Origin of the sequence: Pseudomonas sp. Pse79, from assembly GCF_024519615.1 — a bacterium.
Taxonomy (GTDB): domain Bacteria; phylum Pseudomonadota; class Gammaproteobacteria; order Pseudomonadales; family Pseudomonadaceae; genus Aquipseudomonas; species Aquipseudomonas veronii.
The window spans coordinates 218,916-232,490 of record NZ_JALJRR010000002.1; the positions used below are offsets into that span (position 1 = coordinate 218,916).

At 63.4% G+C, this 13,575-nt stretch carries 10 protein-coding genes; 4 read left to right on the top strand and 6 right to left on the bottom strand.

The genetic code is table 11. The annotated features are described in order from the left end of the window. Positions 1-264 precede the first annotated feature (264 nt). From NR164_RS04145 to pilG, 6 genes are all read right to left on the bottom strand, one after another. A complete protein-coding gene (locus NR164_RS04145) occupies positions 265-720 on the bottom strand; it encodes a chemotaxis protein CheW (RefSeq protein ID WP_017844993.1) in 456 nt (151 codons plus the stop codon). Continuing rightward, complete coding sequence (locus NR164_RS04150) at positions 713-6,532, bottom strand: Hpt domain-containing protein (RefSeq protein ID WP_079444868.1); 5,820 nt, start codon at positions 6,530-6,532, stop codon at positions 713-715. The genes NR164_RS04145 and NR164_RS04150 overlap by 8 nt, the downstream gene beginning before the upstream one ends. Before the next feature lie 186 nt (positions 6,533-6,718). Then, complete coding sequence (locus NR164_RS04155; RefSeq protein ID WP_046381764.1) at positions 6,719-8,770, bottom strand: methyl-accepting chemotaxis protein; 2,052 nt, start codon at positions 8,768-8,770, stop codon at positions 6,719-6,721. After that, on the bottom strand, positions 8,767-9,291 hold the full coding sequence (locus NR164_RS04160) for a chemotaxis protein CheW (RefSeq protein WP_046381763.1): 525 nt from the start codon (positions 9,289-9,291) through the stop codon (positions 8,767-8,769). Before NR164_RS04160 ends, NR164_RS04155 begins: the two co-directional genes overlap by 4 nt. A gap of 12 nt (positions 9,292-9,303) precedes the next feature. Further along, positions 9,304-9,669: a twitching motility response regulator PilH gene (pilH, locus tag NR164_RS04165; protein ID WP_017844997.1), complete on the bottom strand. Its 366-nt coding sequence runs from the start codon at positions 9,667-9,669 to the stop codon at positions 9,304-9,306. 46 nt (positions 9,670-9,715) lie between these two features. Next, positions 9,716-10,123, bottom strand: a complete 408-nt coding sequence (gene pilG, locus NR164_RS04170) for a twitching motility response regulator PilG (protein ID WP_010564379.1) — start codon at positions 10,121-10,123, stop codon at positions 9,716-9,718. A 239-nt stretch (positions 10,124-10,362) separates the two neighbouring features. Between pilG and gshB the strand changes: the two genes are divergently transcribed. The 4 genes from gshB to ruvX all read left to right on the top strand — a co-directional run bounded on the left by gshB (position 10,363) and on the right by ruvX (position 13,503). Beyond that, a complete protein-coding gene (gene gshB, locus NR164_RS04175) occupies positions 10,363-11,316 on the top strand; it encodes a glutathione synthase (RefSeq protein ID WP_017844998.1) in 954 nt (317 codons plus the stop codon). A gap of 77 nt (positions 11,317-11,393) precedes the next feature. Then, positions 11,394-12,299 carry an energy transducer TonB gene (locus NR164_RS04180; protein ID WP_256822340.1) on the top strand — a complete coding sequence of 302 codons (906 nt, stop codon included), beginning with the start codon at positions 11,394-11,396 and terminating at the stop codon, positions 12,297-12,299. Between the two features lie 197 nt (positions 12,300-12,496). Then, positions 12,497-13,066, top strand: coding sequence for a YqgE/AlgH family protein (locus NR164_RS04185; protein ID WP_017845000.1), 570 nt, complete (start codon positions 12,497-12,499; stop codon positions 13,064-13,066). Then, a complete protein-coding gene (ruvX, locus tag NR164_RS04190; RefSeq protein ID WP_256822341.1) occupies positions 13,066-13,503 on the top strand; it encodes a Holliday junction resolvase RuvX in 438 nt (145 codons plus the stop codon). The genes NR164_RS04185 and ruvX overlap by 1 nt, the downstream gene beginning before the upstream one ends. Positions 13,504-13,575 lie beyond the last annotated feature (72 nt).

A 13,575-nucleotide genomic window follows, 5' to 3' on the forward strand; every position in this document is an offset into this window, starting at 1 on the left:
GCTCGCCCCCGATGGCAGTGGCTCAGTTACAGATACTGAGACTGACACACCGCCACCGGGGGCAAGCCCCCTCCCACATTTGTTCGGTGGTGTCTTTTAAATAGCGGTCCCCAAAAGGGAGTCCCATTCAGGCCGGAAAACCTGTCCAATCCAGGCAAAGAACTTGCCTACATAAACAACATTCAATTCTGACATCAGTGCGCTCAACGCCAACCTGTGTGGGAGCAAGCCCCTCCCACATCGGGATCATCGCAAGGCTTATGTTCAGGCCAGGCCGGATTCAACCAGCAGGGCTTCTAACCCCATCAAATCCGGCACTTTTGCCACATGCTCCCCCACCTGCACCGCCGCCAGTTCCAGCGGGCACAGCGGCACATCCACGTAGCTCAACTGGCTATCGAGTTTGTACGAGCGGGGAATCCCCTGGATCACCATCGCAATGAACTTCAATGACGGCCGCCCGCCCAGGGCGTTCAGCACGACGATGCGCGAGCGCTCGCCGGTCACGCTGGCTTCACCGCAGGCCGCTTCGAAGCTGATCAGCGGCAATTGCCGGTCGCGCCAGGTCACTTGCCGCAGGTACCAGGGCGGTGCGTCGCTGGCCGGTTCGCCGCGCTGGAAGTCGATCAGTTCAGCGATGGCGACGTTGGGCAGCACCAGGTGGCGGTCGGCGAGGGGCAGGAGCAGGCCGGTGAGTTGGCTGGTGCGGTGGTCAAGCATGGGACTTGCTCCAATAGGCGATGCTTTCCAGCAGCACCGACTCCTGATACGGCTTGCCGAGGTAGTCGTTGACGCCGATGGCCATGGCACGGTCGCGGTGTTTCTGGCCGGTGCGGGAGGTGATCATGATGATCGGCAAGCGCATCAGCCGTGGGTCGTTGCGCACCTGGATGGCCACTTCGAAACCGTCCATGCGCGGCATTTCGATGTCCAGCAGCATCAGGTCCGGGGTGTGTTCTTCCAGCACGGCCATGGCGTCGATGCCGTCCTTGGCGGTGAGGACGTTCATGCCGTTGCGCTCGAGCAGGCGGCTGGTGACTTTGCGCACGGTGACCGAGTCGTCCACCACCAGCACCAGCAGCGGGCGCTTTTTCAGCGGCGCGTTGAGCAGCAGCGGGACGTCCACCACCTGGGCCGGCAAGGCCGGTTGCCGGGCGCGGATGTGGGCGAGCAGGTCGATGATCAAGACCACACGGCCATCGCCGAGAATGGTCGCCCCGGAGAGCCCCTTCACCCCGGCAAACTGCGGCCCCAGGCCCTTGACCACGATTTCCCGGCTCCCCGCCATGCTGTCCACCTGCACCGCCACGTGCCGTTCGTTGTACTGCACCAACAGCACGGGTAACGGTTGGTACTGGCCCAGCAGTTTCGGGCGGGCGACCGTGTGCAGCAGGTCGCCGAGGTAAAACAGCTCATAGCGCTGACCAGCGTATTCATAACGTGGCGGGTCCAGTTGATAGTGCCCTTCCAGCTCATGGGGCAACACGCGCACCAGGCCTTCGATGGTGTTGAGCGGCATCGCGTATTGATCGTCCGCACACTGCACCATCAGCGCACGGTTGACCGACACGGTGAACGGCAGGCGAATACGAAAATGCACGCCCGCCCCCGGTATCGAATCGATAAACATCGAGCCGCCAAGCTGGCGCACTTCTTCATGCACCACGTCCATGCCCACGCCACGCCCGGAAATCTGGGTGATCTTTTCCGCGGTGGAGAACCCCGGCTGCAGGATGAACTGCAACACGTCATGGTCGCTGATCTCTTGATCAGCGGCGAGCAGGCCGCGCTTGATCGCCTTGCGCCGTACCGCATCGAGAGACACGCCGGCACCGTCGTCGCGCAGGTCGAAGACGATATCGCCGCCTTCGTGGGTCAGGTCCAGGGTGACGCGGCCCTTCTCGGGCTTGCCGGCCAGCAGCCGCGCCTCGCGGGACTCCAGGCCGTGGTCGACGGCGTTGCGCAGCATATGTTCCAGCGGCGCGACCATGCGCTCCAGCACGTTGCGGTCCATCTCGCCCTCGGCATTGCCGACCACGAATTCCACGTCCTTGCCCAACTCCTGCGCGACCTGGCGCACGATGCGCTTGAGGCGCGGCAGCATGCGTTCAAAGGGCACCATGCGCGTTCGCATCAGGCCTTCTTGCAATTCGGTGTTGATGCGCGCTTGTTGCTGCAACAGGTCGTGGGCATCCTGGTTGCGGCGTTCGAGGGTTTCCTTGAGGTCGAGCAAGTCGGAAGCAGACTCGAACAACGCCCGGGACAGTTGCTGCAACTGTGAATGACGGTCCATTTCCAGCGGGTCGAACTCGTCATAGTCCAAGCGCTCGGCTTCGGCCTGCTGACGGCTGAAGAGGCGGCCCTGGGTTTCGCTGTCGAGCCGACGCAGTTGGTCGCGCATGCGCTCGAGGGTGGTTTCCACCTCGTTGAGGGCAACCTGCGCGTCGTTGACCTGCTGTTCGATTCGGCCACGGAAGATCGAGGTTTCACCGGCCAGGTTGACCAGGTCGTCCAGCAGGTCGGCGGAGATTTTCACCATGTCGGCCGTCGGTTCGACAGCCGCTTCGGCCTTGCCTGTCACCAACGCCACCGCCGCCACCGGCTCATCGCTGGGGTGGACCAGGCTCTTGATGCGCTCGATGAGTTTGTCCACCGAGCCCACCGGCAAGCCCGCCGCCACCGCATCGATCATCTGCGCCAGGCGGTCGTGACAACCTTGCAGCAAGGCGAACAACTCAGAGGACGCCACGAGCAAACCGGAGGACAAGCCTTCGTAGAGAAACTCCAGCTCATGGGCCAAGTCGCCGATCGGGCCGATCTCGACCATGCGCGCACCGCCCTTGAGGGTGTGCAGGTCGCGCAGCAGGGTTTCGACTTCCTGGCGGTTATGGGGCTCAGCCTGCCAGCGCAGCAACGCCGCGCCCGAGCTGTCGAGAATATCGGCGGCTTCTTCGAGGAAGATATCCAGCAATTCAGGGTCGATGCCCAAGGTATGCGCGGCCGCGACCGGCGCCGTGGGCGAACCGCTGTGGCGCAACGCCCGGACTTTGGCGATCAACTCACTGGAATCGCTCAGCGCCTGATGCTCTTGCAACTGGTCCAACTGCAACGCCAAGTGCTCATGACTGGACATCAGTACCTGGGACAGCTCGCCGGAATAGCTGTAGCGGCGGTCCGCCAGGCCTTCGTAAAGGCCTTCCAGCTCGTAGGCAAGGTCGCCGACCGGCCCGATTTCGGCCATGCGCGCGCCGCCCTTGAGGGTGTGCATATCGCGCTGCAACGAGGTCAACGGCGCTACGCCCTCGGGTTCCAGCAACCAGCGCTTGAGGGATTGCCCGGCGCTGTCGAGGATATCCACGGCTTCTTCGAGGAAGATCTCGACGATCTCATCATCTACCACCGCGTGCCGATCCAGCCGGGCCGTCGCGGCGCCCAGTTCGGAGATGCTCAGCGCACGGCTGCCGTCGCTTTTGATCAGGCCGGTGGCGGACGGATCGAGGGCGCCATCCAGCAGCTCGCGCAAGGCTTGCATGCGCGTCGGGGCCGGGCTGATTTCCTGGCCGGCGGCCAGTTCGTCGAGCATGTTGATCAGCGCTTCGTGGGCCTGTTCGGCCTCCTGAAAAAACCGCTCGCTGACCGCCAGGCTGCTTTCTTCCACGGCGCCGTAAAGGTCGAGCAGGGCTTCGCACAGTTCGTCGATGGCGTGCAGGTCGGCGAGATGCGCGCCCTGCCCCAGGGTGGTCAATTCATCCAGCAGCGCGGTCAGTTCCTGGCGTTCGCCGGGGTGTTGTTGCCAGCGGCGCAGCAGGCTTTCGGCGTCGAGCAGGATGTCCATGCCCTGGGCCAGGAAGTTGTTGATCAGTTGCGGATCACGCTTGATCCGCAGCCCAGTGCTCGGCGCTTCGAGCTGGGCTTGAAGCTGCTGATCGAGCAGGCTTTGGGTGCGACCGATCAGGTCGGCGGCCCCTTGGATCGGCATCAGCGGGTCGCCGTTCAACTGGCGCAAGCCCCGTTGGAACAGGCCCTCGGCCTCCAGCAGCAGTTCCACTTCATCCAGGTCCAACGGCAGGCGGTGGGCCTTGTACTCGCGGGTCAGGTGATCGAGCGGGCGCGCCAGTTCGGCGATCGGCAGCACGCCGGCCATGTAAGCGCTGCCTTTGAGGGTGTGCAAGGCGCGTTGCAGCTCATCGCTGACTTGCAGCGGCACATGCTCGGCGGCCTGGCGCAGGAAATGGTTGAGGCTGTCGAGGTGGCTCTGGACTTCGTTGCGGAAGATCTCCAGCAGCATCGGGTCATGGGGTTCGGCAGCCGCCACGGCAGTGCCGCTGGCCAACGCGTGGGCGCGCGCGGCCAGGGCGTCGACCGCGTCCCGCTGGCGCTGGGCACCGGCGGCGAAGTCGGCGATCAGTTCCGGCAGCAGGGCCACTGCTTCATCCAGCACCTGTTGCACCTCGGGGCCGGCGGCCACGCTACGCTCCAGCACGCGGTTGAGCAGGTTCTCGACGGCCCAGGCCAGTTCCGCCAGCACCAGGGCCCGCACCATGCGGCCGCTGCCTTTGAGGGTGTGGAAGGCACGGCGCATTTCGCCGAGGGCGGTTTTATCGACGCCGCTCGGTAGATGGTGGTGCAGCACCTCGAGGACTTCGGCGGTCTCTTCGAGGAACACTTCACGCAGTTCGTCGTCGATCGGCTCTTCACCGGCCGGCGGCGGCAGCAGGCTGCCGGGGCGTTGCAGGGCGGGCGGGTTCAAGCGCGAAGCGGGATTGGCCAGCGCGTCGAACTGGGACTGGCTCGGCGTGCTCTCGCTCGACAGCGCACCATCCGGCGCCACCAGCGCCTGGCGCCAGGGCTTTTCGGCAGGCAGGTAACCCAGCGCGGCCAGGCCCCGGGTGGCCAGCTCCAGCACCCGTTCGCCAGCGGCGTCAGGGTCTTGGAGCATGCGTTCCAGGTAGTACTCCAGGCCGCTGATCACGTCGGCGAAATGCTCCAGCTGCTCTGCGGACGGCACTGCGTCGTTGATCATCAGTTGTTCATCGACGTAATCGGTGCAACCGCGCATCAGGCTCGCTGCGCGTGGCAGTGGAATCATCGCCAGGGCGCCGCGCACCTGGCTCAACAGCTCCGGCAGGGACTCCAGGCGCTGGCGCTCCCACTGGGCGTCGATGCAGTCGATCACCAGCTCTTTGGCTTGCTTGAGGCACTGGCAGGACTCGCGGATCACCAACTGATGAATCTGCGTCAGGTCGGTGGTGGGCAGGCGGCTTTCTTCGCGGTTTTCCGGCTCGACCGTGCCCGCCATCCCGGCCAGCGTGGCTTCGACGTAGAGCAACGCGCCAGCGACATCCATCAGCACCGCATCGTTGGGTTCGCGCTGGCCCTGGGCCAGGCTCAACACCACCGCAAGCTGGTCGATGATGACTTTGCGCGGCTGGCCAAAGCCCAGCACCGCGAGGGTATCGGCGATTTGCCGCAGCGGCGCCAACAGCGCATCGAGGTCGCTGGTGTGTTGACGGTCGCTGCGCACGAACAGGTCGAGGCGTTCCTTGACCCGCACCAGCTCCTCGCACAACGCGCCGAGCACCGAGCCCATCGCATTGCGGTCCGGCCCGGCCAGGCGCGCCCGTTCGGCATCGACCACGGCGCTGTCGGGCAAGGCTTCATCGAGGCCATAGCGTTCTTTCAGGCTTTGCATGCGCGGCGTTGGCCGGGTGACTTTGGCGACGTAGAACAGCAGGCTCTTGAGCAGTTCATCCGGCGCCGGCTGGTTGATGCCGCCAATGCCCTGGACGAGCAGGCGCTTGAGTTGCTTGTCGCTGGCCTTGAGCAGGCTGCGCAGCGCCGGGCTGTTGGCGATCACGCCGGTCAACATGCCCTCGACCAGCGCCGAGGTGACTTGCCACAGCGGCAACAGCGGCGCGCCCTGGCACAGCGCTTCGAGGCGGGCGAAGACCCGCGCCATGTCTTCCAGGTTGCTCGGGCCGTGATCTTCGCGCAGCAACCCGGCCAGGGCTTGTTGCAGCAGCAGGTGCCACTGGCGCACCTGCTCGTTCAGGTCGGGCGGCGCACGTTGCGCCAGCGTTTCTTCGGACAACGGCGCAATCGACAGCAGTTGCGGGCTGAACAGGCTGGTTTCGGACAACAGGCTTTCGCCGCGCGCACTGCGCAGGTCGTTGAGCAGCGGCAACACCACCAGCGGCAAGTCGCGGCGCGCGCTGTGGATGCGGTCCAGGTACAGCGGCAATTGGCCGAGGGCTTGTTGTAGCAGGCGGATGCTTTCATCGCGCTGGCTGACGCGCCCGGCCTGCAGGGCCAGAGCCAGGGCTTCGATTTCTTCGGCGAGCAGCGCCGCGCCGTAGAACTCGACCATTTGCAAAGCGCCATGCACTTGATGGATGCACGCCAGGCAGTCGCCGAGGGTGTCGTTGTCGGTGGTTTCGACAAACGCGTCCAGCGCCGAACGGGCCTGTTTCAGGGTTTCGGCAATGTCGCCCTTGACCCATTCGAGGGCCACGTAGTCGTGCCGATCAACCATAACTGCTCCGCTTAGAATTCATGAGTTGCTGGTGTTCTTGAAACAAAGGTTGCTGGTGTTCTTGAAACAAAGAGCGAGATCACATGTGGAGGGGGCTTGCTCCCGATGACGGTGTATCAGTCACCTGATTCATTGACTGACCCACTGCCATCGGGAGCAAGCTCCCTCCCACATTTGGATTGCATTTCAATCATCAGCCTGCTTAGCAGCCGGCAAGGTGAAGCCCGATACTGAGCGGCGCAACTGGCTGGCCATTTTCGCCAGGTTGCCGATGCTCTCGGCGGTGGCGGTCGAGCCCGATGAGGTCTGGCTGGTGATCTGCTGGATGACGTTCATGGTCAGCGAGATCTGCCCCGCCGACGACGTCTGTTGCTGCGCCGCGTTGGAAATACTCTGGATCAGCGCCGCCAGGGTTTTCGACACGCCTTCGATCTCTTCCAGCGCCACCCCGGCGTCCTGGGCCAGCCGTGCGCCGCGCACCACTTCAGTGGTGGTCTGTTCCATCGAGATGACGGCTTCGTTGGTGTCGGCCTGGATCGCCCGCACCAGGGTTTCGATCTGCCGCGTGGCCGCCGAGGAGCGTTCGGCCAGGCGTTGCACTTCATCGGCAACCACCGCGAAGCCGCGCCCGGCATCCCCGGCCATGCTTGCCTGGATCGCGGCGTTGAGCGCAAGGATGTTGGTCTGGTCGGCGATGTCATCGATCAGGCTGACAATGTCGCCGATCTCCTGGGACGACTCGCCCAGGCGCTTGATGCGCTTGGCGGTGTCCTGGATCTGCTCGCGAATGTTGTCCATGCCGTGGATGGTGTTGTGCACCACTTCATTGCCCTTGTTGGCGATTTCCACCGAGCGCTCGGCCACCGCCGAGGATTCAGCGGCGTTCGCCGACACCTGATCGATCGACTGGGCCATCTGCTTGATCGCGGTGGAGGCCTCGGCGATCTGCTGGGCCTGATGCTCCGAGGCCTGCGCCAGGTGCATGGCGGTGGCCTGGGTGTCCTGCACCGCGCCGGCGACCTGGCCGGCGGTGAGGTTGATGGTAGCGACAAGGTCGCGCAGTTGGTCCACGGAATAGTTGATGGAGTCGGCGATGGTGCCGGTGAAGTCTTCAGTCACCGAGGCCGTCACGGTGAGGTCGCCGTCGGCCAGGTCTTCGATTTCATCCAGCAGGCGCATGATCGCGTTCTGGTTGCGCTCGTTCTTCTCGGCGGTTTCCCGCAGTTGCTGGTTGGTGGCGCGGACCATCACCAGGCCGATCAGGATGATCGAGGCCAGCGCCAGCAAGCCCAGCACATAGCCGCCGATCGTGTCGAAGCTGCGCCCGCCGGCGAGGTTTTCAAAGCCGGTGGCCAGGTGCGAGGCTTCATCGAGCAGGGTTTGCGAGAGGTTGAAAATATTGCTCGCCGAGGCCCGGACCTGGAACAGTTGCGGCGAGGTTTCGAGGATCTCGTCCACGGAGCCGGAGACAAACTCGAACAGTTCGGCGATTTCCGCCAGGCGCGCCCGTGCGTCGTGGTCCTCGACCTGGGTGATGCGCAGCCCGGGGTTGCCCTGGAGCATGCCGGTGAGCACCTGGCCGAAGCGGTTGGCATCGCGGCCAAAGGCATCGGCGGCCTGCGCGGCAGTTTCGTCACCGGCCAGCACGGTGTTGACCGCCCCCAGGATCCGCTCGGCCAGCAGCGACTGGCGCTGGGCCAAGGCCACCTGGCTGGCCGGGGCGCCGCGTTGCAGCAGAATATCCACGACCTTTTCCGATTCCATCTGCAGTTGCGGCACGGTTTCGGCCAGGGTCGCGGCAACTTGATGCAACGACAGCACGGTCTGTTCGCTGGCGAGGATCGCGTCGGTGTTTTTCAGCAGCGCTTCCCAATCGGTCTGCACCGCCCGCATCTCTGCACGTACCGCACTGGGCGCGGCGGGCAGGCCGGTGTCCGGGTCGCCCTTTTTCAGGTAACCCCAGCGCCGGGCAAAGTCATTGCGCGCCTCCGCCAGCAACTTGAACGCCGCGGCCTTGCCGGCGGCGGCTTCGGTGGCGTTCTTGGCGATACGCTGGGACAGCACCCGCAACTCGCCGGCGTGGCCGATGTACTGCTTGTCGTAGGTGGACTGGGTGTTGAGGTACGCGAAGTTGGCGAACAGCAACATGATGAACACGATCAGCGCAATAAACAGCACGATGATCTGCGAGCGGCTGCGTGAGCCTGCCTGGGGTTTGGGTGTGGTAGCGGTGGTCATGCGGCAACATCCATGAAGCCAGGGGCCTGGGCCAGAGCGAAGGGGCTGAAGACCTGCCACTGCTGATCAGCGTCGAACCGGCCACTGATAAAGGGCACGCCGGGGGTGGCGCTGGGCAACAAGGCGTCTTGTGCGAAATGCTGCATACCCACCACCTCGTCCACCAGCAGCCCGATAAATATGTCCTGGTATTCCACGACCAATACCCGCCGCTGCTTGTCTGCCTTGGACAGCGCATGGCCGAGGAACCCACCGAGATCCATCACCGGCAGCAGGCGCCCACGCAGGTTAGCGACTCCTCTGATCCAGGTCTTGACCCCGGGCATTAAAGTGCAGCGCGGCTCATGCAGCACTTCGGCGACTTCGCGCATGGGCGCGACAAACCACTGTTCGCCCACGCGAAAGCCGATCCCGCTCCAGCCTTGCAGGCGGGTTTCCTGGGACGGCAGGTCAGCGGCCAGCAGGCGACAGCGGCGGTCGATGTCCAGCAGCAGCTCGAAGGCGGTTAGCGACTCGGTCATGATGGCGTGCCGTCAGCGGGCCAAGACCTTGTTCAGGGTGGCGATCAGCGTGGCTTCGTCCACCGGCTTGGTCAGGTAATCCTTGGCGCCCTGGCGCGCGCCCCAGATTTTGTCGGTTTCCTGGTCCTTGGTGGTGATGATGATGATCGGGATGCCATTGGTTTCCCGCTCCTTGGACAGCTGGCGGGTGGCCTGGAAGCCATTGAGGCCCGGCATCACGATGTCCATCAAGACCGCGTCGGGCTTTTCCTGGCGGGCCAGGGCCACGCCGTCGGCACCGTTTTCCGCTTTCAAGACCTGATGACCGTGCTTTTCCAGCATGCCGGTCAGTTTGTACATTTCGGTCGGCGAATCGTCGACGATCAGAACACGTGCCATGGTTTTCCCCACTACATTGGAAGACGCACGCCCTTGTGAGGTTGCGTCAGTGTGCTTGTTCTACTGCGGCGAAACCCGGCACGTAGGCCTTGATCGCGCCCAGCAGTTCTTCCTTGCTGAAAGGCTTGGTCAAAAACTGATCGACACCGACGATACGCCCCTTGGCCTTGTCGAACAGGCCGTCCTTGGAAGACAGCATGATCACCGGGATCGACTTGAACGCCGGGTTGTTCTTCACCAGGGCGCACGTCTGATAGCCATCCAGGCGCGGCATCATGATGTCGACAAAGATAATGTGCGGGTGATGATCCACAATCCGGGCCAGGGCATCGAAACCATCGATGGCCGTGATGACATCGCAGCCCACGTTCTTCAACAGGGTTTCGGCGGTGCGGCGGATCGTTTTCGAATCGTCGATCACCATCACTCTCAAGGCGTTGGAATGCTGTTCCATATCTGCTCTACCATCGCCACAGCGAATCGGTTTTCGGTGTGTACGGCCTGATACTGCCCAGGATGAGCGTCACAAGCCTTGGAATTCAGGGGCTGCTGCGCCGTGGCAGTCTTTTTAGCACAGTCTCGTGGAGCAATCTATCGAGCGACCCGCCAGGTGGTTTTTCCTTGACCCACAACAGTCGCAGCGCCACTCTGACGCCACTTTTATGCGCCCTAATTTGCTAGAGGAAATCCCCCATGAGCGTTCGCGTCGGCATTGTCATGGACCCTATCGCCAGCATTTCCTATAAAAAGGACAGCTCGCTGGCCATGCTCCTGGCCGCCCAGGCCCGCGGCTGGAGCCTGTTCTATATGGAACAGCGCGACCTTTACCAGGGCGACGGCGAGGCGCGTGCGCGGATGCGTCCGCTCGAGGTGTTCGCCAACCCTGAAAAGTGGTTCGAGCTGCAAGACGAAATCGACAGCCCCCTGAGCGACCTGGACGTGATCCTGATGCGCAAGGACCCGCCGTTCGACATGGAATTCGTCTACTCCACCTACCTGCTGGAGCAGGCCGAGCGCGCTGGCGTGCTGATCGTCAACAAGCCGCAGAGCCTGCGCGACTGCAATGAGAAGCTGTTCGCCACGCTGTTCCCGCACTGCACGCCGCCGACCGTGGTCAGCCGCCGCGCCGATGTGCTGCGCGAATTCGCCGCCAAGCACGGCGATGTGATCCTCAAACCGCTGGACGGCATGGGCGGCACCTCGATCTTCCGCCACCGCGCTGGCGACCCGAACCTGTCGGTGATCCTCGAAACCCTGACCGCCCTGGGCACCCAGCAGATCATGGGCCAGGCTTATCTGCCGGCGATCAAGGACGGCGACAAGCGCATCCTGATGATCGACGGCGAACCGGTGGATTATTGCCTGGCGCGCATCCCGGCAGCCGGCGAGACCCGCGGCAACCTGGCGGCCGGCGGTCGTGGCGAAGCCCGGCCTTTGTCGGACAAGGACCGCTGGATTGCTTCCCAGGTCGGCCCGACCCTGCGGGAAAAAGGTTTGCTGTTCGTAGGCCTCGACGTAATTGGTGAACACCTCACCGAAATCAACGTCACCAGCCCGACCTGTATTCGCGAGATCGACAATGCATTTGGCACGAACATCGGCGAAATGCTGATGGCCGCGATTGAGCGCAAGCTACAAGCCAAGTGACATAGAACAGCCGGACACCCGCCAACATTGCGTTATCATGCGCCACCTGTGAAACACGCGATGTTGGTTTTCTTGTCATGACACTCCCGTCCGATCTGCCCTTCGAACCCTCCCCCAGCGGCGTGCGCCCGGCTGATCGGCTCGGATTTACCCTGTTTCTCGCGGCATTGATCCACCTGGCGCTGATCCTCGGCGTGGGTTTCACCATGGTCGAACCCAAGCAAATCACCAAGACCCTGGAAATCACCCTCGCCACGTTCAAGAGCGAAAAGAAGCCCGAGAAGGCCGATTTTCTCGCCCAGGACAATCAGCAGGGCAGCGGCACGCTGGACAAGAAAGCCGTGCCCAAGACCACCGAAGTGGCGCCGTTCCAGGACAACAAGGTAAATAAAGTCTCCCCGCCACCGACGCCCAAGCCCGAAGTCCCCCAGGCCGCGCCCAAGCCTGTGGTGACCACCATCGCGCCGAAACCGCAAAAAGCCGCGACCCAGCGCGAGAAAACCAAGACCGAACCGCGACCCGAGCCCGTCAAGCCGGCGCCGACCTTCGACAGCTCGCAGCTCTCCGACCAGATATCCAGCCTCGAAGCCGAACTGGCCAATGAGCAACAGCTGTACGCCAAGCGCCCGCGCATCTACCGCCTGAACGCGGCGTCCACCATGCGCGACAAAGGCGCCTGGTATAAGGACGAGTGGCGCAAGAAGGTCGAGCGCATCGGCAACCTCAACTACCCGGACGAGGCCCGCCGCCAGCAGATCTACGGCAATTTGCGCTTGCTGGTGTCGATCAACCGCGACGGCACGTTATATGAAGTGCAGGTACTCGAATCGTCCGGCCAGCCGCTGCTGGACCAGGCCGCCCAGCGCATCGTGCGCCTGGCCGCGCCCTTTGCGCCGTTCAGCGGCGACCTGAATGACGTGGACCGCCTGGAAATCATCCGCACCTGGCGGTTTGCCAAGGGCGATCGCCTGTCCAGCAACTGATAACCCCAATCAACACCAATCACTGTAGGAGCGAGCTTGCTCGCGAAAAACTTGAGAGCGACGCGGTTCTACCTGGAGCACTTCGTTATCGTTGGCGTTTTTCGCGAGCAAGCTCGCTCCTACAGAAAAGGCGACGGCGCTGTATTCGGATCACTCCCAGCTTGTCAGTTCGCCCCTCCAACGCCACACTAGCGGACATGAAAAATGTCAGCCCGACCTACCTCAAGCACCAATTCCTGATCGCCATGCCCCATATGGCCGACCCGAACTTTGCGCAGACCTTGACCTACATTGTCGAGCACACGGCCAATGGTGCCATGGGGTTGGTGGTGAACCGCCCGCAAGAGCTGAACCTGGCCGATATCCTCGAGCAACTGCGCCCGGAGATCGACCCGCCAGCCCGCTGCCAGGGCGTGCCGATCTATATCGGCGGGCCGGTGCAGACCGATCGCGGCTTTGTGCTGCACCCGACCGGGCCGAAGTTCCAGGCCACGGTGGACCTCGACGGCGTGTCGCTGTCCACATCCCAGGACGTGTTGTTCGCCATCGCCGACGGCGTCGGCCCCGAACAGAGTGTGATCACCCTCGGCTACGCTGGCTGGGAAGCCGGGCAACTGGAGGCCGAGCTGGCCAGTAACGCCTGGCTGACCTGCCCCTACGATGCCGACATTCTGTTCAACACTGCCGCCGAGCTGCGCCTGGACGCGGCCGCGGCCAAGCTGCGGGTCAACCTCAGCCTGCTGACCAGCCAGGCGGGGCACGCCTGATGGCCTTGCGTCTGATCCTCGGTTTTGACTACGGCACCAAACAGATCGGCGTCGCTGTCGGCCAGGTCATCACTGGCCAGGCCCGCGAGCTGTGTACCTTGAAAGCCCAGAACGGCATACCGGACTGGAACCAGGTCGAAGCCCTGATCAAGGAGTGGAAGCCCGACGCGGCGGTGGTCGGCCTGCCCTTGAACATGGACGGCACCCCCAGCGACATGTGCCTGCGCGCCGAAAAGTTCGCGCGCCGCCTCAACGGCCGCTACAACCTGCCTTTTTATACCCACGATGAGCGCCTGACGACCTTCGAAGCCAAGGGTGAGCGCCGCGACCGTGGCGGGCAGAAAGGCAGCTACCGCGACAACCCGGTGGACGCCATCGCCGCGGCCTTGCTGTTGCAGGGTTGGCTGGATGAAAACACCGCGTTATTTGAATCCTGACTGACGCGGCTTGCCGCGTCTTTTTACGTTTGAGCCCGGTCCTTGCTGGCAAACCCTGCCGCGCAAGGCCTT